The 18,840-nt window shown below is 72.9% G+C and carries 18 protein-coding genes; 10 read left to right on the top strand and 8 right to left on the bottom strand.

Annotated features, from left to right (window positions below; translation table 11 throughout):
* Window positions 1-73: 73 nt before the first annotated feature.
* The 4 genes from AB0C87_RS27135 to AB0C87_RS27120 form a co-directional block, all read right to left on the bottom strand.
* Window positions 74-2,131: a molybdopterin cofactor-binding domain-containing protein gene (locus AB0C87_RS27135; protein WP_353831648.1), complete on the bottom strand. Its 2,058-nt coding sequence runs from the start codon at window positions 2,129-2,131 to the stop codon at window positions 74-76.
* The gene (locus AB0C87_RS27130) at window positions 2,128-3,102 is read right to left on the bottom strand and encodes a xanthine dehydrogenase family protein subunit M (protein ID WP_345182699.1); all 975 of its coding nucleotides are present in this window, start codon (window positions 3,100-3,102) and stop codon (window positions 2,128-2,130) included. Before AB0C87_RS27130 ends, AB0C87_RS27135 begins: the two co-directional genes overlap by 4 nt.
* The gene (locus AB0C87_RS27125; protein WP_360580125.1) at window positions 3,099-3,644 is read right to left on the bottom strand and encodes a 2Fe-2S iron-sulfur cluster-binding protein; all 546 of its coding nucleotides are present in this window, start codon (window positions 3,642-3,644) and stop codon (window positions 3,099-3,101) included. Before AB0C87_RS27125 ends, AB0C87_RS27130 begins: the two co-directional genes overlap by 4 nt.
* 78 nt (window positions 3,645-3,722) lie before the next feature.
* A complete protein-coding gene (locus AB0C87_RS27120) occupies window positions 3,723-4,094 on the bottom strand; it encodes a phage holin family protein (RefSeq protein WP_345182701.1) in 372 nt (123 codons plus the stop codon).
* Between the two features lie 112 nt (window positions 4,095-4,206).
* Between AB0C87_RS27120 and AB0C87_RS27115 the strand changes: the two genes are divergently transcribed.
* The 3 genes from AB0C87_RS27115 (at window position 4,207) to AB0C87_RS27105 (ending at window position 8,111) form a co-directional block, all read left to right on the top strand.
* Window positions 4,207-6,354, top strand: coding sequence for a germacradienol/geosmin synthase (locus tag AB0C87_RS27115; RefSeq protein WP_360580123.1), 2,148 nt, complete (start codon window positions 4,207-4,209; stop codon window positions 6,352-6,354).
* 156 nt (window positions 6,355-6,510) lie between these two features.
* The gene (locus tag AB0C87_RS27110) at window positions 6,511-7,161 is read left to right on the top strand and encodes an RNA polymerase sigma factor (RefSeq protein WP_360351829.1); all 651 of its coding nucleotides are present in this window, start codon (window positions 6,511-6,513) and stop codon (window positions 7,159-7,161) included.
* Window positions 7,158-8,111, top strand: a complete 954-nt coding sequence (locus tag AB0C87_RS27105; RefSeq protein WP_360580122.1) for a hypothetical protein — start codon at window positions 7,158-7,160, stop codon at window positions 8,109-8,111. Before AB0C87_RS27110 ends, AB0C87_RS27105 begins: the two co-directional genes overlap by 4 nt.
* 49 nt (window positions 8,112-8,160) lie before the next feature.
* On the opposite strand, the gene AB0C87_RS27100 is transcribed toward AB0C87_RS27105, so the two are convergent.
* Window positions 8,161-9,360 carry an MFS transporter gene (locus AB0C87_RS27100; RefSeq protein WP_345182706.1) on the bottom strand — a complete coding sequence of 400 codons (1,200 nt, stop codon included), beginning with the start codon at window positions 9,358-9,360 and terminating at the stop codon, window positions 8,161-8,163.
* 196 nt (window positions 9,361-9,556) lie between these two features.
* Here AB0C87_RS27100 and AB0C87_RS27095 point away from each other — a divergent pair, with 196 nt between their 5' ends.
* A complete protein-coding gene (locus AB0C87_RS27095) occupies window positions 9,557-10,156 on the top strand; it encodes an XRE family transcriptional regulator (protein WP_345182707.1) in 600 nt (199 codons plus the stop codon).
* Between the two features lie 124 nt (window positions 10,157-10,280).
* Here AB0C87_RS27095 and AB0C87_RS27090 read toward each other — a convergent pair whose 3' ends face one another.
* Window positions 10,281-10,808, bottom strand: coding sequence for an NADAR family protein (locus AB0C87_RS27090; RefSeq protein ID WP_360580119.1), 528 nt, complete (start codon window positions 10,806-10,808; stop codon window positions 10,281-10,283).
* Between the two features lie 194 nt (window positions 10,809-11,002).
* Between AB0C87_RS27090 and AB0C87_RS27085 the strand changes: the two genes are divergently transcribed.
* Window positions 11,003-11,131 carry a hypothetical protein gene (locus tag AB0C87_RS27085; protein WP_268247751.1) on the top strand — a complete coding sequence of 43 codons (129 nt, stop codon included), beginning with the start codon at window positions 11,003-11,005 and terminating at the stop codon, window positions 11,129-11,131.
* A 104-nt stretch (window positions 11,132-11,235) separates the two neighbouring features.
* Here the strand turns inward: AB0C87_RS27085 and AB0C87_RS27080 are convergent, their stop codons facing one another.
* Together AB0C87_RS27080 and AB0C87_RS27075 are read right to left on the bottom strand one after the other, a co-directional pair.
* Window positions 11,236-12,360, bottom strand: coding sequence for an enolase C-terminal domain-like protein (locus AB0C87_RS27080; protein WP_360580117.1), 1,125 nt, complete (start codon window positions 12,358-12,360; stop codon window positions 11,236-11,238).
* Between the two features lie 30 nt (window positions 12,361-12,390).
* Window positions 12,391-13,449, bottom strand: coding sequence for a LacI family DNA-binding transcriptional regulator (locus AB0C87_RS27075; protein ID WP_345182711.1), 1,059 nt, complete (start codon window positions 13,447-13,449; stop codon window positions 12,391-12,393).
* Between the two features lie 141 nt (window positions 13,450-13,590).
* On the opposite strand from AB0C87_RS27075, the gene AB0C87_RS27070 reads away from it, so the two are divergent.
* The 5 genes from AB0C87_RS27070 (at window position 13,591) to AB0C87_RS27050 (ending at window position 18,832) form a co-directional block, all read left to right on the top strand.
* A complete protein-coding gene (locus tag AB0C87_RS27070; RefSeq protein WP_345182712.1) occupies window positions 13,591-14,460 on the top strand; it encodes an ABC transporter permease in 870 nt (289 codons plus the stop codon).
* Window positions 14,461-14,588: 128 nt separating this feature from the next.
* Complete coding sequence (locus tag AB0C87_RS27065; protein ID WP_345182713.1) at window positions 14,589-15,611, top strand: ABC transporter substrate-binding protein; 1,023 nt, start codon at window positions 14,589-14,591, stop codon at window positions 15,609-15,611.
* Between the two features lie 20 nt (window positions 15,612-15,631).
* Window positions 15,632-16,453: an ABC transporter ATP-binding protein gene (locus AB0C87_RS27060; RefSeq protein WP_345182714.1), complete on the top strand. Its 822-nt coding sequence runs from the start codon at window positions 15,632-15,634 to the stop codon at window positions 16,451-16,453.
* A 100-nt stretch (window positions 16,454-16,553) separates the two neighbouring features.
* A complete protein-coding gene (locus AB0C87_RS27055; RefSeq protein WP_345182715.1) occupies window positions 16,554-17,705 on the top strand; it encodes a Gfo/Idh/MocA family oxidoreductase in 1,152 nt (383 codons plus the stop codon).
* Window positions 17,706-17,737: 32 nt separating this feature from the next.
* On the top strand, window positions 17,738-18,832 hold the full coding sequence (locus AB0C87_RS27050) for a dihydrodipicolinate synthase family protein (RefSeq protein WP_360580140.1): 1,095 nt from the start codon (window positions 17,738-17,740) through the stop codon (window positions 18,830-18,832).
* Window positions 18,833-18,840 lie beyond the last annotated feature (8 nt).

Raw genomic sequence — 18,840 nt, 5'->3', positions numbered from 1 at the left:
GGTCGCCCCCGAGTACGTCATCCCTACCCGGCCCGGTGACGGAGATCACCTTGATAGTGAACTTTTCAACCGGTCAGAGCTCCCGGAGGAGCCGGGCCGGGGTGATGGGCAGGTCGCGAACGCGGATCCCGGTGGCGTGGTGGACGGCGTTGCCGACGGCCGCCGCCGCGCCGACGATGCCGATCTCGCCGATGCCCTTGGCTCCCATCGGGTTCAGGTGCGGGTCGGACTCCTCCACCCACGCGGCGTCGACGTCGCGGATGTCGGCGCAGGCCGGGACGTGGTACTGGGCGAGGTCGCGGTTCAGGTAGTCGCCGAACTCCCGGTCCATGACGCTCTGCTCCATCAGCGCCATCCCGACGCCCATCGTCATCCCGCCGATGAACTGGGACCGGGCCGTCGTGGGGTTGATGATCCGCCCGGCGGCGAACACGCCGAGCATCCGGCGGACGCGGACCTCGCCGGTGTCGGCGTCCACCTCCACCTCGGCGAACTGCGCGCCGAACGCGTGCCGGGCGTACTCGGCGCGGGCCTTGAGCTCCTCGCCGGTGTCGGCCGACGCCTCCACGCCCTCCGGCGGGACGGCGCCGTTCAGCTTCCCGCGCAGGGCCTCGCAGGCGCGCACGACGGCCGTCCCCCAGCCGGCCGTCCCTCCGGATCCGCCCGCCACCGACGCCCGGGGGAACGAGCTGTCGCCGATCTCCATCCGGATGTCGGCGAGGTCCTCCTTGAGCGTCTCGGCCGCGATCAGGGCGAGGGCGGTGCGGGCGCCGGTGCCGATGTCGGCGGCGGCGATCCGGATGGTGAACGTCCCGTCGGGCTCGGCCCGGGCCGAGGCCTGGTTGGGCCGCTGGTAGGCGGGATAGGTGGACGCGGCGACGCCCGTGCCCACGAGCTTGCGGCCCTCCCTGCGGACGCCGGGACGGGGGTCGCGCCCGGCCCACCCGAAGCGTTCGGCGCCCTCGCGGAGGCAGGCGACCAGGTTCCGCGAGCTGAACGGAAGCCCGCTCTCCGGCTCGTGATCGGTGTCGTTGCGCACGCGGAGCTCGACCGGGTCGATGCCCGTGGCGACGGCCAGCTCGTCCATCGCCGATTCGAGCGCGTACATGCCGGGCGTCTCGCCCGGGGCGCGCATCCAGGACGGCGTGGGGACGTCGAGCGGCACCACCCGGTGCGAGGTGAGGCGGTGCGGGGCCCGGTACATCATGCGCGTGGGCGTCGCGGTCTGCTCGGCGAACTCCTTGACGGTCGAGGTCTGCTCGGCCACCTCGTGCAGGATCGCGTTCAGCCGCCCGTCCTCGCCGGCGCCGAGGCGCAGGCGCTGGACGGTCGGGGTCCGGTAGCCGGTGGTGGCGAACATCTGCTGGCGCGGGACGGCGAACTTCACGGGACGTCCCGCGACGCGGGCGGCCATCGCGGCGAGCACGACGTTCGGCCGGGGCGTGCCCTTGGAGCCGAACCCGCCGCCGACGTGCGGCGACACGACGCGCACCCGGGAGGGGTCGAGCCCGAAGACCTTCGCGATCGTGGACTGGACGGTCGACGCGCCCTGGTTGGAGTCGTACAGCGTGAGAGTGCCGTCGTCGTCCCACCGGGCGATCGTGGCGTGCGGCTCCATCGGGTTGTTGTGTTCGGCCGGGGTCGTGTAGACGGCGTCCACCCGCACGGCCGAGTCGGCGAACGCCTTCTCGGGCTCGCCCTGCCCGGTGTCCGCGGGGAACACCGGGTTCACCTTGTCCGGCTTGTAGAGGCCCGGATGGTCGGCGCGCAGACGCACGTCCGGCGCCTCCTCGGCGTACTCGACGCGCAGCAGGCGGGCCGCCTCCCGGGCGGTCTCCAGGGTCTCCGCGACCACGGCGGCCACGAACTGGCCGCGGTAGGAGACCGTCCGCGACTGGAACAGGGCCAGCTCGCCGTCCGAGGTGTCGTCGAGCTCGGGGGCGTTCTCGCAGGACAGGACGGCGAGCACCCCGGGCAGCCGCAGCGCGGCCTCGGTCCCGACCGACGCGATCCGGCCCTTGCCCACGCTCGCCTGGACGGCCGCGGCGTAGGCGGCGCCCTCCACGGGGTACTCGAACGCGTAGCGCGCCGTCCCGGTGACCTTCTCGCGGCCCTCCAGCCGGTCGGTCATGACTCCTCCCCCAGCTCGGTCAGCGTCCGGACGATCAGGTTGCGCGCCATCGGCACCTTGTAGGCGTTGTCGCGCAGCGGCTCGGCGGCCTCCATCTCGGCCTCGGCGGCGCGCAGGAAGGACTCCTCCGTCGCCTCCGCGCCGCGCAGGGCCTCCTCGGCGCGGCGCGCCCGCCACGGCTTGTGGGCGACGCCGCCGAGGGCCAGCCGGACGTCCCGAACCCGGCCGTCGGCGACGTCCAGCGCCGCCGCTATGGAGACCAGCGCGAACGCGAACGACGCGCGCTCGCGGACCTTGCGGTAGCGGGACGGGACGCCCAGCGCGGGGACCTCCACGGCGGTGATCAGGTCGCCCGGTTCGAGGGTGGTGTCGCGCTGGGGCTCGTCCCCGGGGAGCCTGTACAGGTCCTCGATGGGGACGGTCCTCTCTCCGCCGCGCCCCCGCACGCGCACGGACGCGTCCAGGGCGGCCAGCGCCACGGCCATGTCCGACGGGTGCGTCGCCACGCAGGCGTCGGAATGGCCCAGGATCGCCAGGTTGTGGTGCTCGCCCTCCCGCGCCGGGCACCCGCTGCCCGGGGTGCGCTTGTTGCAGGGCTTGGAGGTGTCCTGGAAGTAGGAGCAGCGGGTCCGCTGGAGCAGGTTGCCGCCGACGGTGGCGAGGTTGCGGATCTGGCCGGACGCCCCCGCGAGGACGGCCTGCGCCAGGAGGGAGTGGCCCTCGCGCACGGTCCGGTCGGCGGCGACGGCGCTGTTGGTCACCGCCGACCCGATGGCGAGGCTTCCGTCCGGTCGCAGCTCGATCTGGTCGTAGGGGAGATGCGCGACGTCGACGAGCCTGCTCGGCTCCTCCACCCCGAGCCGCATCAGGTCGACGAGGTTGGTTCCGCCGCCCAGGTAGACGGCTCCGTCCTGGTGGCGCTGGAGGGCGTCCTCGGCGCTGGTGGCGCGCTCGTACGCGAAGGGTCTCATGCCTCTGCCCCCTCCCTGCGCTGCGCAGCCTGCTTGAGGGCCGCGACGATGCCGACGTAGGCGCCGCAGCGGCACAAGTTGCCGCTCATCCGCTCGCGTATCTCGTCGTCGTCCAGAACGGGATCGGTCCCCAGGTCGCCGGTGACCGCGCTGGGCCAGCCGCGTTCGGCCTCGTCCAGCATCCCGGTGGCGGAGCAGAGCTGGCCGGGCGTGCAGTACCCGCACTGGAAGGCGTCGTTCTCGATGAACGCCTGCTGGACGGGACTCAGCTCTCCGTCCCGCGCCAGCCCTTCGACCGTGACGACGTCCGCTCCGTCATGGGCGACGGCCAAGGCCAGGCACCCGTTCGCCCTGCGCCCGTCGAGGAGGACGGTGCAGGCTCCGCACTGGCCGTGGTCGCAGCCCTTCTTCGACCCGGTCAGGCCGAGATCCTCACGCAGGACGTCCAGCAGGGACGCTCGGGTGTCGACGTTGAGCCGGTGCTCTGTCCCGTTCACGACGAGGGTGACGTCGGCGTGCACGGGCGTGGCTTCGCTGTCCATGCCGGGGTGCCTACCCCGGATCTTCCGTCGGTCACCGAACCTCGGCGGCCGCGTCGGGGCTCTTCCCCGGCCCTCGCCTCAGTCGTTGTCGGTGAGGATCTCCACGACCTGCCGGGCCGTGTCGGTCGGCAGCGGCGGCGGAAGCCCCTTCCACTTGCGGGACGCGGCCATCGCCGCGGCCCCCGCCCCTCCCCCGTACACGGCGGCGGTGATGAACGACGCCAGCTCGGGAGGGAGCTTCCGCTCCAGCAGCAGCACGTTCATGCGGTAGGTGGCGGCGGTCGCCATGACCCCGAACGCCCCGGCCACGGCCCCCAGGCGCAGCGCCGGGATGCGCTGCCGGGCCTTATCGATCATCTCCTGCTGCGCCGCCTCGACCACACGCCGGGCGAGCACGAGGTTCTGCTCCAGCGGGTCGTTGGCCGCGGCAGGTTCGCGCGACTTCGACATGACCTCGGCTTACCCGCAGTTTGGCCGGAGATTCCGGCAAGCAATGTGTCACTTTCCGTGACATCTCCTGTGCTGTAGGTTGCCGAACCGGACCCGACAGGAAGGCCGGTTCATGCAACCCTTCGAGCTGCCCGACTTCTACGTCCCGTATCCCGCGCGGCTCAACCCGAACCTGGAGGGCGCGCGGCGGCACACCATGGCGTGGGCGCGCGAGATGAAGATGCTGGACGCCGACCGGGACCCCGGGACCCCCGACATCTGGGACGAGCGCGCGCTCGAAGCGATGGACTACGCCCTCCTGTGCGCCTACACGCACCCCGACTGCGCCGCCCCCGAACTCGACCTCGTCACCGACTGGTACGTCTGGGTCTTCTACTTCGACGACCACTTCCTGGAGGTCTTCAAGAAGCCGCAGGACCAGGAGGGCGCACGGTCCTACCTCGACCGGCTGCCGCTGTTCATGTCGCTGGACCCGCCCGACCCGGTGAACGCCGTCGAGCGCGGGCTCGCCGACCTGTGGGCGCGGACCGTCCCGGCGCGGTCGGACGCCTGGCGGCGCCGCTTCTCGGTGAGCACCCTGAACCTGCTGCGCGAATCGCTGTGGGAGCTGTCCAACATCAGCACCGGGCGGATCCCGAACCCGGTCGAGTACATCGAGATGCGCCGCAAGGTCGGCGGGGCGCCGTGGTCGGCCGACCTCGCCGAGCACGCCGCGGGCGTCGAGATCCCCGAACGCGTGGTGGCGACGCGGCCGCTGCGCGTCCTGAAGGACACCTTCTCCGACGCCGTCCACCTGCGCAACGACATCTTCTCCTACCAGCGCGAGACCGAGTCCGAGGGCGAGGTCAACAACTCGGTGCTGGTGATGGAGCGGTTCCTGTCGGTCGCGCCGCAGGTCGCCGCCGACACCGTCAACGACCTGCTCACCTCGCGGCTCCGCCAGTTCGAGAACACCGCGGTGACCGAGCTGCCGCACGTCTTCGAGGACCACGCCCTCGACCCGGCGGAGCGGGCGAGCGTCGCGGCCTACGTCAAGGCCCTCCAGGACTGGCAGTCCGGCGGCCACGAATGGCACCTGCGGTCCAGCAGGTACATGAACGACAGGTCGCTCGGCATGTCCGCCGCCCGCATCCCCGCCCTGCTGAAGTCGGCGCGGATCAGCCTCCCCCACGTCCCGTTCCAGAAAGTGGGGCCGACGCCGCTGCCCGCGTTCGACATCCCGTACACAGCGCGCGTCAACCCGCACTGCGAGCGCGCGGGGCGCAACCTGCTCGCCTGGGCGCGGGAGATGGGCATGCTCTCCCCCCACCCCCGCACGCCCGTCCCCGTGTGGAGCGCCGACCGGCTCACCGGGATGGCACTGGAGGTCTGCGGCGCGTCCCTCGCCCCCGACGCCGACCCGGACGCGCTCGACCTCGCCGTCCAGTGGCTGGGGTGCGGCACCTTCGGCGACGACTTCTTCCCGGCCGTCTTCAACCGCGACCGCGACATGGCGGGAGCGAAGGCGTTCAACGCCCGCGTCCCCCGGTTCATGCCGCTGGACTGCGGTCCCGTCCCCGCCCCGGAGAACCCGTTCGAGGCCGGGCTGGCGGACCTGTGGCCCCGCACCGCAGGGCCGATGGACGACCGGGGCCGCCGCGAGTTCCGCGCGGCCGTCGAGCACATGGTCGAGAGCTGGGTGTGGGAGCTGAACAACCACCTCCAGTCGCGCGTCCCCGACCCCGTCGACTACGTCGAGATGCGCCGCCGCACGTTCGGCTCCGAGCTGACGATGAGCCTGGCCCGCATCGGGCGCGCGGACGAGGTCCCTCCGCACGTCTTCCAGACCCGCACCCTCCGCGAGCTCGAAGCCTCCGCGATGGACGTCGCGTGCCTGCTCAACGACTGCTACTCCTACCAGAAGGAGATCGAGTACGAGGGCGAGCTGAACAACGGCGTCCTCGCCGTCGAGAACTTCTTCGGCTGCGGCCGCGACGAGGCGCTGCCCATCGTGGGCGACCTCATCGCCTCCCGCCGCCGCCAGTTCGAGCACCTCGCCGGCGGCGAGCTCCCCGCCCTCTGCGACCACCTCGGCCTGGACGACGCCGCCCGGGCCGCCGTCTCCTCGTACGTCGGGGAACTGCGCGACTGGATGGCCGGCATCCTCAGGTGGCACCGCGAGACCGACCGCTACGACGAGCGCGAGCCCGTCTTCCGGCTTCCCGAGCCCGCCGGCCTGGGAACGTCGGCCTTCCGCCTCTTCGCGCGCGCCGCCCGCTGAGCGGCGCCCTCCTCAGGTCGCCGCCCCGGCTCCCCGCACCGGGGCGGCGGTCTGGGGGGCAAGGCGCGAAGCTGGACGGCGCTCAGCTGAAATGCTCTGCGATGTGCGGACATGTGCCCTGCGTCCGGTGAGAACACCGCGACGAGAGGAGAGGGCTTGCCATCCCCATCGCGACCACTGCACCCGCGGGAACCCCGCCCGCCCGACGACCGGCGGCGCCGCTTCGAGGACGTCTACGCGGCCAACCGCGCCCCGATCCTCGGATACGCGCTGCGCCGCACGAACGACCCGCAGGACGCCGCCGACGTCCTGGCCGAGACGTTCCTCACCGCCTGGCGGCGGCTCGACGACGTCCCGCCCGGCGACCAGGCCCGGCTGTGGCTGTACGGGGTGGCCCGGCGCGTCCTGGCCAACCACCACCGCGGCGAGCGCCGCAGGTCCGCGCTGGCCGCCGACCTCGGGTCCCGGCTGCGTGACGGCCTGGCCGTCCAGGACCCGCCCGGCGGCGACCTGACCGGCGTCGGCGCCGCGTTCCGCGGCCTGCCCGAATCCGACCGCGAGCTGCTGGCCCTCGTCGGCTGGGAGGGCCTCGGCCACGGCGAGATCGCGACCGTCCTGGGCTGCTCCCGCAACGCGGTGCGGATCCGCCTGCACCGCGCCCGCCGCCGCTTCGCCCGCGCCCTGGCCCGCGTGGACACGGACACCCCCGCCGCCCCGGCGCCCGCCGGCCCGGGACCCGCAACTTCCCTGCACGCCGCGTCCCTGCCCGCCACGGGGCGGCGGATCCCGAACGGAGACCCCACATGAAGCGCGACATCGACCCGCTGATCGGAGGGCTCGCCTCCGTCACCGACCGGCAGGCCGCGGGCCTGCTGCCCGAGGACGCGGCCGCCGCCCTCGCCGACCGCATCACCGCGACCGCGTCCCTCTCGACGGTGGACGGGTCACCCGCCCCGCACCGGCGGCGCTCGCCGGTCCTGCGCATCGGTCTCCCGCTGGCCGCGGCGGGTGTCGCCTGCGCGGCCGTCACGGCGGTCGTCGCGACCCGCGACGGCGGACCCGGCGACACTCCGGGCGTCACCGCGACGAGCCCGCGCGTCTCGCTGGTCTCGGCGCTGTCGTTCACCCGCAGGGGCGGCTACATCGACGTCCGCGTCCGCGACCCGCTGGCCGACCCGAAGCGCTACAAGGAGGAGTTCGCCGCCCACGGCCTCGACGTCACGCTGTCGATGGTCCCGGCGTCCCCGTCCATCGTCGGCACCGTCGTCATGATGGAGACCAGCGAGAACACCGGCGAGCGCGACGTCACCACGATCACCGCCAAGGGCGAGTGCGTGACCGGCGGCGGAGGCGACGTCTGCCCGGTCGGCGTCCGGATCCGCACCGGCTACAAGGGGACCGCCCAGATCGTCTTCGGGCGGGACGCCCGCCCGGGCGAGCAGTACGACAGCACCGCGCCCGCCTCGGCTCCGGGCGAGGTCATGCACGGCATGACCTACCGCAGGCACCGCGTGGGCGAGGTGCTGGCCGCCCTGCGCGAGCGGCAGGTCACGGTGCCGGAGTACCGCGCCATGGAGGGCAACGTCAGCAAGGCGCTGAAGCCCGGCCAGGTCCCGCCCACGTGGTACGTCCACGACGCGGTTCCCTGGGCCAAGAACCAGGTCCTCCTTTTCGTGGGCCCCGGGCCCACCGAGCAGGCGAGCGGCCAGCCGCCCTCGGCGCCTCCCGGCGTCCCCTCGCCGACCCCGACCGGGTGAGCGGCGGCGGACCGCCCCGACCGGGGCGGTCCGCTTCCTCACGGACCGGTCATCCCCGTCCGCGACGGGAGAGCGCCCGGTCGAGGAGGACGGCCGGCACGACGGCCGCCGCCAGGACGGCGCCGATCCAGGCGACGGAGGTCAGACCCGCGCCGGCGTTCATGGCGGCGCCGGCGAGCGCCGGCACGAGGCTGATGCCGAGCTGGAACGCCGAGACGGTGGCGGCCCCGGCGAGCGTCGGCGCCTCCGACGCGATCGCGAACACCCGCCCGTAGATGGCCGGATTCAGCACGAATCCGGCGATCCCGAGCAGCAGGACGAGCGGGACGACGGCCGCCGCGTGCCCGGCCAGGACCGCGAGCAGCACGGAACAGGCCGAGATCCCCAGGGCCCCCGCCAGGAGCGCGTGCGTGGGCCGCCGGTCGGCGATCCTGCCCCCGGCGGACAGGCCGATGAAGGCGCCGACCCCGAACAGCGCGAGGATCGCGGGGACCCACACGCCCGGAACGCCGGTGACGTCGGTCAGCAGCGCCGCGAGGTAGTTGAACGAGATCATGTAGGCGGCGGTGCTCAAAATGGTCGCGGCGTAGACGACCCAGAGCTGCGGCCGCCTCATCGTGCGCAGCTCCCGCCGCACGCTCGGCTCCGCGTCCGCGCCGGTCGCGGGGATCGCGACCAGGCTCAGGACCGCGCCCGCCGCGGTCAGGGCCACCACGCCCCAGAACCCGCCCCGCCACCCGGTGAAGTAGCTGAGCAGCGCGCCCGCCGGACCACCGGCGATCATCGCCAGGCCGAGGCCGCTGACGACCACTCCGGAGGCCCGCGCGGTGCGGTCGGACGTGACGAGACCGATCGCGGTGACCGCCGCGACGGCCCAGTAACCCGCGTAGGCCAGCCCGCACAGGAAGCGGGTCGCCACCAGCACGGCGTAACCGTCGGCCAGAAGGCCGACCGCCACCGAGACCGCGAAGACGACCTGCGTGGCCACCAGCGTGGTACGCCGCGGCCAGCGCAGCGTCAGGACGGCGAAGGGAGGCCCGCCGACGACCACCCCGACGGCGAACGCCGAGATCAGCGCACCCGCGGAGGACAGGCTGATCCCGAGGTCGTCGGCGATCTCCGGCAGGACCCCGGCCAGCAGGAACTCCGCGCTGCCCATCGCGAACAGGCTGAACGCCAGCAGGTAGACCCCGAGCGGCAGCCGCCTCCCAGAAGAACCCACCCGCCGCGAAGCGGTCTCGACACTCATCGCCCCCCACCCCCGGCGCCTTCCGCCCGCGCCATCACCAGCGCGGCGTTCGGCCCCGCGGCCCCCGCACCGACCACCACGACGTCGTACTCCGCATCGCTCATCGCGATCACCTCCGCCGCGGACGGTGCCCTCCCCGGCGGCCGTACGGCAAACCTTGTTGCCATTTCCGGGACGTCCGCAGTGGAATGGGGGTATGCAGCACGCAACCGCGATCGCCGACGCGCTCGCCGAGGTCGGCCCGCGCCTCAAGCGGCTCCGCAACGAGCGCAACGTGACCCTGTCCGAGCTCTCCGAGGCCACCGGGATCTCCAAGAGCACGCTGTCGCGCCTGGAGTCCGGCCAGCGCCGCCCCAGCCTGGAGCTGCTGCTGCCCATCTCGCAGGCCCACCAGGTTCCGCTGGACGAGCTGGTGGGCGCCCCCGAGGTCGGCGACCCCCGCGTCCGGCTGACTCCACGGCGCGTGAACGGCAACACCGTCCTCCCCCTGACGCGCCAGCCCGGCCCGATCCAGTCGTACAAGATGGTGCTCCCCGCGGCCCGGCGCGTGCCCGACCTGTGCACCCATGAGGGCTACGAGTGGCTTTACGTGCTGTCGGGACGTCTGCGCCTCGTGCTGGCCGATCACGACCTGGTACTGGGCCCGGGCGAGGTGGCCGAGTTCGACACCCGGCTGCCGCACTGGTTCGGCACGACCGGCGAGGGTCCGGTCGAGGTCCTCAGCCTCTTCGGCCGTCAGGGAGAGCGCATCCACATCCGCGCCAGACCGCGTCCCCGCCAGACGCAGGCGCCCTGAACGCGCCGGCTTGCCCACGGCGGCCCGTGCTATCTCCGCCCGTCTCAAGCGGTCCGATGTTCGAGCCCTCGGCCCCGGTACCCCGGCGCGGCTTCCGGTGGGAGACCGACGCCGAGGAGGGCGGTCAGGAGGAGAGCGTTTCGCGGACGGTCATCAGGGCGAAGCCCAGGAGGTTCTCGCCCTGCCAGGAGGCGGGGTGCTCGGCCCGGGGGTCGTCGGCGGTCATGCCGATGCCCCAGACGCGGTCCAGCGGGCTCGCTTCCACGAGGATGCGGTCGCGGGTGCCGGCAAGATAGTCGCGGAGATCTTTGTTCTGGGCGAACTTGGCCTCATTGCCCTTTGTGACAATGGTCACACGATTGTCGCGCCACGTCTGCTCGTCGAAGTCGCGGACGCGGCGGCCGAGGTCTTTCGCGCGTCGGGGATGGGACGCGGCGATGACGGCGGCGGCCGTTTCCTCGTCGCCGAAGAGGCGGGCCTTTTCCGCCATCATGTAGTGCTCGGCGGTCGCGTACGTGACTCCGCCGACGGCGAAGGGGGACGGCCACCACTGGCTGAGGTAGCCGCGACCTGGGGTCTGGTGGCCCCAGAAGAACAGGAACCTCAGGTGCGTGCCCTGCTCCTGGAGGCGGGTCAGCTCGGCGACGTCCATGACCGAGAGCGTGCCAGGGACGGCCGCCGCGGTCCATCCGGTTTCCGCCGGGAATGGATGATCGATTGGCGTTGTTGTGAGGTTTGCCGCGGCCCTGGGTGGGAACCGCGGTCTAGACCATTTTGCGGACCCGGCATCTCGCCGGGACCATCTATTGATCCGGCCCGGCCTTGAACAGGAGGACTGCGGTAACAATGGACAACGCCCTGGCGAACCCCCGGCGGACCAAGATCGACGCGTGGCCCGAATGGCGGCCCGCGGAACCGGACTCCGAGCGCCCCGCGGAGGCCGATGTGTCCGAGGACGAGCTCGCCGCGCACTGACGGCCCTCCGGCCGATAGATGAGAACCCGCCCGGCCCCCGGGCGGGTTCTTCGCGTCCGGCCCCGGGCGCCGCGCCGGAGCCGCCCGTCGGTCGGCTCGGGCGGTCAGAGGACGTTGACCGCCAGTTCGCGGACGGTCCGCTCGTCCACCTCGACGCCGAGGCCGGGGGCGTCGGGGACGTGGGCGGTGCCGTCGCGGATCTCGACGGTCGGCCCCGCGTACGGGGACTCGATGAACTGGCGTCCGTTGAGGTCGACCGGGGTGTCGACGCCGAAGGCCGAGAAGAGGTGCAGGGACGCGGCGAGGCCGAGGTCGGAGTCGGTGAGGCCGGAGCCCATGAGCGCGACGCCGCAGTCCTCGGCGAGGGAGCACAGGCGGCGCGACAGGGTCAGCCCGCCGGTGCGCTGGACCTTCGCGATGGCGACGTCGACCGCGTCCAGGCGGACGAAGGTCGCCAGGTCGGACGGGTGGCGGAGGCTCTCGTCGAGGGCGACCGGGATCGGGCAGGCGTCGCGGAGGCGGCGCAGGCCCGCGATGTCGTTGGCCGGGAGGGGCTGCTCGAACGCGGTCACGCCGAGGTCCTCCAGGCGGCGCGCCAGCGTGAGGGCCGAGCGGACGGTGTAGCCCTGGTTCGCGTCCACCCAGAGCGCCGCGGCGTCGCCCGCGTGCAGGCGGACGGCCTCCACGACGTCGGCGTCCTCGGGGCCGAGGCCGACCTTCACCTTGAACGCCCAGTAGCCGAGGTCGCGGCCCTCGGCGACGCTGTCGGCGACCTCGGCGGAGGTCCGGCCGGAGACGATCCACCCGAGGTCGATCGTCTCGCGGCGGCGCCGGCCCCACAGGACGCCCAGCGGGACCCCGGCGGCGCGGCCGAGGAGGTCGTGGAGGGCGACGTCCACGGCCGACTTGGCCAGGGGCGCGCCGATGCTGAAGCCCCGGTTGATCGCGCGGTCGAAGGCGGTCGTCACGCCGTCGAGGTCCCAGGCGGGACGGCCGGTGATCGCGGGCGCGAGGTACCGGTCGATCGTGGTGACGATGGACTCGGCGGTCTCGTACGTCCAGGCCGGGATGGGGGTCGCCTCTCCCCAGCCGTGCGCGCCCTCGGCGCTGACCTTCACCAGGACGCGCAGGCTGGGCCGCCCGGCGACGGCGACCGCGCCGCCGGACACCCCGAACGAGCGCCGGGTGGGCAGCCCGACGCAGAACGTCTCGATTTTCTCGATCTTCATTCACGCCTCCGGGAAGCGGGCGCCCGCGGGTCAGCCGGGCGGTGCGGTGCTGCCGCGCAGCACCACCTCGCCCGCGACGCGCTCGATGCGGCTGCGGCGGGTGGCGGGCTCGCGCAGGGCCAGGCCCATGACGCGCTCCCCCATCGCGTTCAGCGGCAGCGCGACGGTGGTGAGGGCCGGGGTCAGGTCGCGGACGATCGAGATGTCGTCGAATCCGGCGAGCGACATCTCCTCCGGCACTAACACGCCGTTGTCGCGCAGCGCGGCGAGCGCGCCGACCGCCATCACGTCCGTGACGGCGAACACGCAGGTCGGACGGTTCTCGCGGCGGAGCAGCTCGGTCGCCGCCCGGTAGCCGCCGTCGCGCGTGAAGGGGGCCTCGACGATGTGCTCGGGCGCGACCCGGACGCCCGCCTCGGCGAGCGCCTCGGTGAATCCGCCGAGCCGGTCGTGGACGGTCGTCAGGGCGCGGGGGCCGGTCAGCACGCCGAAGCTGCGGTGGCCGAGGTCGAGCAGGGCGCGGGCCAGGGCGGCGGCGCCCTCCCGGTTCTGCGGCAGGATGGCGTCGACCTTGAGGCTGCGGTGCCGGCTGAGGACGGCGACGCGGCCGCCGGTGCGCTGGTAGGGGTCGAGCTCGGCGGCCATCGCCCGCTCCCAGTCGCGGTCCTCGAAGCCGGAGCCGATGAGCAGGATCGCGCGGGCGCGCTGGGCGCGCAGCATCGCCACGTACTCGACCTCGCGCGCCGGGTCGCGGAAGGTGCTGGCGAGCATCACCAGCATCCCGTGCTCGGCGGCGGTGCGCATGACGCCGCGGGCGATGGCGGCGAAGTAGGGGTCGCTGACGTCGTGGCAGACCACCCCGACGGACTTGCTGGAGGAGCTGGCGAGCGCCTGGGCGTGCGCGTTCGGGGTGTAGCTCAGCTCGGCCGCCGCGGCCAGGACGCGTTCCCGCAGGTCGGCGCGCACCTGCGAGGTGCCGTTCAGGACGCGGGACGCGGTCGCCAGCGAGACGCTCGCCTCCTTCGCGACGTCCTGCAGGGTCACGTACGCCCGGTCGCCGGTGCGCTCCCCTTCGGCCGCTTCCGTCATCACCGCCCCCTCGGCCGGCACGGGCCCTCGCGGCGGGTTCCTGGCGAAGACCCTCTTGACCGCGGCGCGCGCCGCTTCTTACGGTACATCAGAAAGCGCTTTCTGAACGCGCTTTCCAAACCACCCCGTCCGGAGGAACCCATGGTGAGTCAGGGTACGACGGCCGCCCCGCCCTCGGCGGACGCGGCGGGCGTCGTGGAACGCGCCAGGCCCGGCGCGGGCGAACGGATCCGCGACGGCCTGGAACGGTCGTGGCGGCCCGTCGCCCTGCTGGTGGCCTGCTTCGCCGCGTGGTGGGCGATCAGCGCCTTCAAGCTGGTCGAGGCCTACCTCGTCCCCTCGCCCGGCGCGACGCTGCGGCTGATGGGCGACAAGTGGGGCTACATCTGGCACCACACGTGGGTCACCACGTACGAGACCCTGATCGGCTTCGCGCTCGCGGTGCTCATCGGCGTCGCGTCCGCGGTGATCATGGTGTACTCGTCGACGGTCGAGCGCACCCTCTATCCGATCCTGCTGTTCGCGCAGGTCGTCCCGAAGATCGCGATCGCCCCGCTGTTCGTGGTGTGGCTCGGCTTCGGCATCGGTCCCAAGATCGTCGTGGCGGTGCTGATCGCCTTCTTCCCGGTGGTGATCTCGATGGTCGCCGGGCTGAAGGCGGTGGATCCGGAGATGCTGCAGCTGTCGGCCACGATGGGCGCGAGCCCGATGGCCACGTTCTCCAAGATCCGGCTGCCGGCGTCGCTCCCGCACCTGTTCTCCGGCCTGAAGGTCGCGGTCACCCTGGCCGTCACCGGCGCCGTGGTCGGCGAGTTCGTCGGCGCGAACGAGGGGCTCGGCTACGTGATCCTGCAGGCCAACGGCAATCTCGACACCCCGATGCTGTTCGCCGGGCTGCTGGTCATGTCGGCCATCGGCGTGGTGCTGTTCGTCGTCGTCGAGGTCGCGGAGAAGCTGCTGCTGCCGTGGCACGCGAGCCGCCGCGGCGACGCCGTCACCACGACGTACTGACGGCGCCGCCCGGCGGTGCGCCGGCGCGCCCCCCGCCACCCGAACCGCCCGCCCGGAATCCGCCGGACGGGACGTCCCGACAGTCCAACGGCCGAGCACGACCCACCCCATCTACGGAGAGCCGTCCAATGAAACTCCGCACCCTCGCCATCGCCGTCATGGCGCCGGCCCTCGCACTCGCCGGCACCGCCTGCGGCGGTGACTCGGGCGACAGCACGAGCGCCTCGGGCAAGAAGCTGACCAAGGTCACCCTGACCCTGAACTGGTACCCCTACGGCGAGCACGCGCCGTTCTACTACGGCAAGAAGAAGGGCATCTTCGAGAAGCACGGCATCGACCTGGAGATCAAGGCGGGCCAGGGCTCGCAGAAGACCGTCCAGGCCACCGGCGCCGGGCAGACCGACTTCGGCTGGGCCGACACGCCCGCGCTGCTCGCCGCCGTCGACAAGGGCATGCCGGTCAAGAGCATCGGCGTGTTCCTGCAGACGACGCCCGCGTCCGTGCAGTCGTTCACCTCGGCGGGGATCAAGAAGCCCGCCGACCTGAAGGGCAAGAAGATCGCCGGGACGGCCGGGGACGCGCTGGCGCGCACCTTCCCCGTGTTCCTGCAGAAGAACGGGATGAGCGCGAGCGACGTCCCCGTCCAGAACACCGACCCGGCCGGGAAGATGGCCGCGGTGCTGGCCGGCAAGACCGAGGGCCTCATGGGCTTCGCGAACGACCAGGGCCCGACGATGGCCGCCAAGTCCGGCAAGGAGGTCTCGTACCTGCGGTACTCCGACTTCGGGCTGAACTTCTTCTCCAACGGCCTGCTGGCCGGCGAGCGGAAGCTGAAGAGCGACGCCAAGCTCGTCAAGGAGATGGTCGCGGCGACGAGCGAGTCGTGGACGGCCGCGGAGGGCGACCAGGCGGGCGCCGTCGCGAGCATGGCGGGCGCGTCCGAGCAGCTGCCGCCCGAGAAGGTGCTCACCGAGCAGTTCAAGACCACGCTGACGCTGCTGCACACCCCCGCGACGCAGGGCAAGGCGCCCGGCGTCAACTCCGAGGACGACTGGAAGCAGACGATCGCCACCTTCCAGCAGGCCGGGGTCATCGGCAAGGCGCAGGCGCCGTCGGAGTACTGGCAGGCGTCGGCCGCTCCGCAGACGTGACGGGACGAGCGATGAGGATCATGAGCGAGAAATCCACCGCGAAGCCGGACACCGGCCGGGAGACGGGCCGGGAGAACGCCGTCAGCCTCAATGAGGTCGCCGTCCGGTTCCGCACCCGCAAGCGCGACGTCACCGCCCTGCGCGAGGTGTCGCTGGAAGTCCCGATGGGCGAGTTCGTCGCGATCGTCGGTCCGTCCGGCTGCGGCAAGTCCACGATGCTGAAGCTGGTCGCGGGGCTGCTGAAGCCCTCGACCGGGGACGTGCGGCTGCGCGGCGACAAGGTCACGGCGCCGCGCCCGGACATCGGCTACGTGTTCCAGCGGGCCGCGCTGCTGGAGTGGCGCAGCGCCCGCAAGAACATCCTGCTCCAGGCGGAGATGCGCAAGATGCCGGCCGAGCAGGCCCGCAAGCGGACCGCCGAGCTGATCGAGATGACCGGCCTGAAGGGCTTCGAGGACGCGCTGCCGCACGAGCTGTCGGGCGGCATGCAGCAGCGGGTCGCGCTGTGCCGGGCGCTGCTGCACGAGCCGCGCGTCCTGCTGATGGACGAGCCGTTCGGCGCGCTCGACGCCCTCACCCGCGAGCAGCTCAACATCGAGATGAACCGGATCTGGCGGGAGACGGGCACCACCGTCCTGCTGGTCACGCACTCCATCGCGGAGGCCGCCTACCTGGCCAACCGCGTCGTGGTAATGACCGACAGGCCCGGGTCGATCGCCGAGATCATCGACGTCGACCTGCCCGCGGAGCGCGACTACGCCGCCACGATGGCCCGCCCGGAGTTCGCCCGCGTCACCAACCGCGTCCGGGGACTTCTCGGCGCGGGCGCCGCGGCGGACTGACCGGCGCCGACCGACCGGGCGCGCCACCGACCGGCGCGCCCTGCTCGGCACGCCGGAGGGCGCGCCGCACTGGACACACGACAGGCTAGGAAGGAACGGGATGGCACGCAGGTCCATCGGGATCGTCATGAACGGCGTCACCGGCCGGATGGGGTACCGCCAGCATCTTCTGCGCTCGATCCTCGCGATCAGGGAGCAGGGCGGGGTCCGCACGGCCGAGGGCACCGTGCTGTGGCCGGAGCCGGTGCTGGTGGGACGCAGCGAGACCAAGCTGCGCGAACTGGCCGAACGGCACGGGCTGACGGCGTGGACGACCGACCTGGCCGAGGCGCTGGCGCGTCCGGACACCGACGTCTACTTCGACGCCCAGGTCACCTCCGCGCGGGTCGAGGCGATCCGCGCGGCGGTGGCCGCCGGCAAGCACGTCTACACCGAGAAGCCCATCTCGGAGGATCTCGACGAGGCGCTCGCCCTGGCGCGCCTGGCCGACGAGGCCGGCATCAAGCACGGCGTGGTGCAGGACAAGCTGTTCCTGCCGGGGTTGCTCAAGCTCAAGCGGCTGGTGGACGGCGGGTTCTTCGGCCGGATCCTGTCGGTGCGCGGCGAGTTCGGGTACTGGGTGTTCGAGGGCGACTGGCAGGAGGCCCAGCGGCCCAGCTGGAACTACCGCGCCGAGGACGGCGGCGGCATCATCCTGGACATGTTCTGCCACTGGCGGTACGTGCTGGACGGGGTGATCGCGCCGGTCCGGTCGGTGCAGGCGCTGGGCGCGACCCACATCGGCGAGCGGGTGGACGAGCACGGCAAGCCCTACGAGGCCACCGCCGACGACGCCGCCTACGGGATCTTCGAACTGGAGGGCGGGATCGTCGCCCAGATCAACTCCTCGTGGGCCACCCGGGTGTTCCGCGACGAGCTGGTCGAGTTCCAGGTCGACGGCACGGAGGGGTCGGCCGTCGCGGGGCTGCGGCGGTGCCGCGTCCAGCACCGGTCGATGACGCCGAAGCCGGTGTGGAACCCCGACCTGCCCGCCACCGAGGACTTCCGCTCGCAGTGGCAGGAGATCCCCGACAACACCGAGTTCGACAACGGCTTCAAGACCCAGTGGGAGATGTTCCTGCGCCACGTCGCCGACGACGGCCCCTTCCCCTGGGACTTCTACGCCGGAGCGCGCGGCGTCCAGCTCGCCGAGCTGGGCCTGCGGGCGTGGCGGGAGGGCCGCCGCCTCGACGTCCCGGAGCTGACCCGATGAGGATCGACCTGCCCGGGGCGCCCGGCCACGTGATGAGCGAGCCGCGCACCTACAAGCCGCCCGCGGGACCCGCCGCGTCGCGCGTCGCGTACGCGGCCGCGCACGTGGTGGCCGGGGACGGGGCGGCGGGCGACGCGGGCCTGGACTGGGACGCGACGCTGGCGTTCCGCCGGCACCTGTGGTCCTACGGGCTGGGCGTCGCCGAGGCGATGGACACCGCCCAGCGCGGCATGGGCCTGGACTGGGCGACGACCCGCGAGCTCATCGTGCGGAGCGGTGAGGAAGCGCTTTCAGCAGGGGGCCAGATCGTCTGCGGGGCGGGCACCGACCAGCTGCCCGCGGGGCCCGCGTCGCTGGAGCAGATCGCCGCCGCCTACGAGGAGCAGCTCGCCGTCATCGAGTCCGTCGGCGCGGTGCCGGTGCTGATGGCGAGCCGGCACCTGGCCGCCGCGGCGAGCGGCCCGGAGGACTACGCCGCCGTGTACGGGCGGCTGCTGGCCCAGGTCAGGCGGCCGGTCGTGCTGCACTGGCTGGGCCCGATGTTCGACCCGGCGCTGGAGGGCTACTGGGGCTCGGCCGACCTGGACGTGGCGTCCGGCGCGCTGCTCGCGCTGATCGGCGAGCACGCGTCCAGGATCGACGGGGTGAAGATCTCGCTGCTGGACGCGGCGCGGGAGATCGACCTGCGCCGCCGGCTGCCGGCCGGGGTCCGGCTCTACACCGGCGACGACTTCAACTATCCGGAGCTGATCCGGGGCGACTCCGAGGGGCACAGCGACGCGCTGCTCGGCGTCTTCGACCCCATCGCGCCCGCCGCCGCGGCCGCCCTGCACGCGCTGGACGGCGGCGACACCGCGTCCTACGAGGAGATCTTCGCCCCCACGGTGCCGCTGGCCCGGCACCTCTTCGAGACGCCCACCTACTACTACAAGACGGGAGTGGTGTTCCTGGCCTGGCTGACCGGCCACCAGCGGCATTTCCGGATGGTCGGCGGGCTGGAGACCGCGCGTTCGGTGACGCACATGGCCGGCCTCTTCCGGCTGGCCGACGCCGCCGGCCTCTTCCCCGACCCCGACCTCGCGGCGCACCGGATGCGCGCCTGGCTGACCGTCCAGGGAGCCGCGTGATGGGGGCG

Origin of the sequence: Actinomadura sp. NPDC048021, assembly GCF_040653135.1 — a bacterium.
GTDB classification, from domain to species: Bacteria; Actinomycetota; Actinomycetes; order Streptosporangiales; family Streptosporangiaceae; genus Spirillospora; species Spirillospora verrucosospora.
The sequence above is the reverse complement of the archived record's forward strand: the minus strand, read 5'-3'. Positions and strand labels throughout refer to the sequence as shown.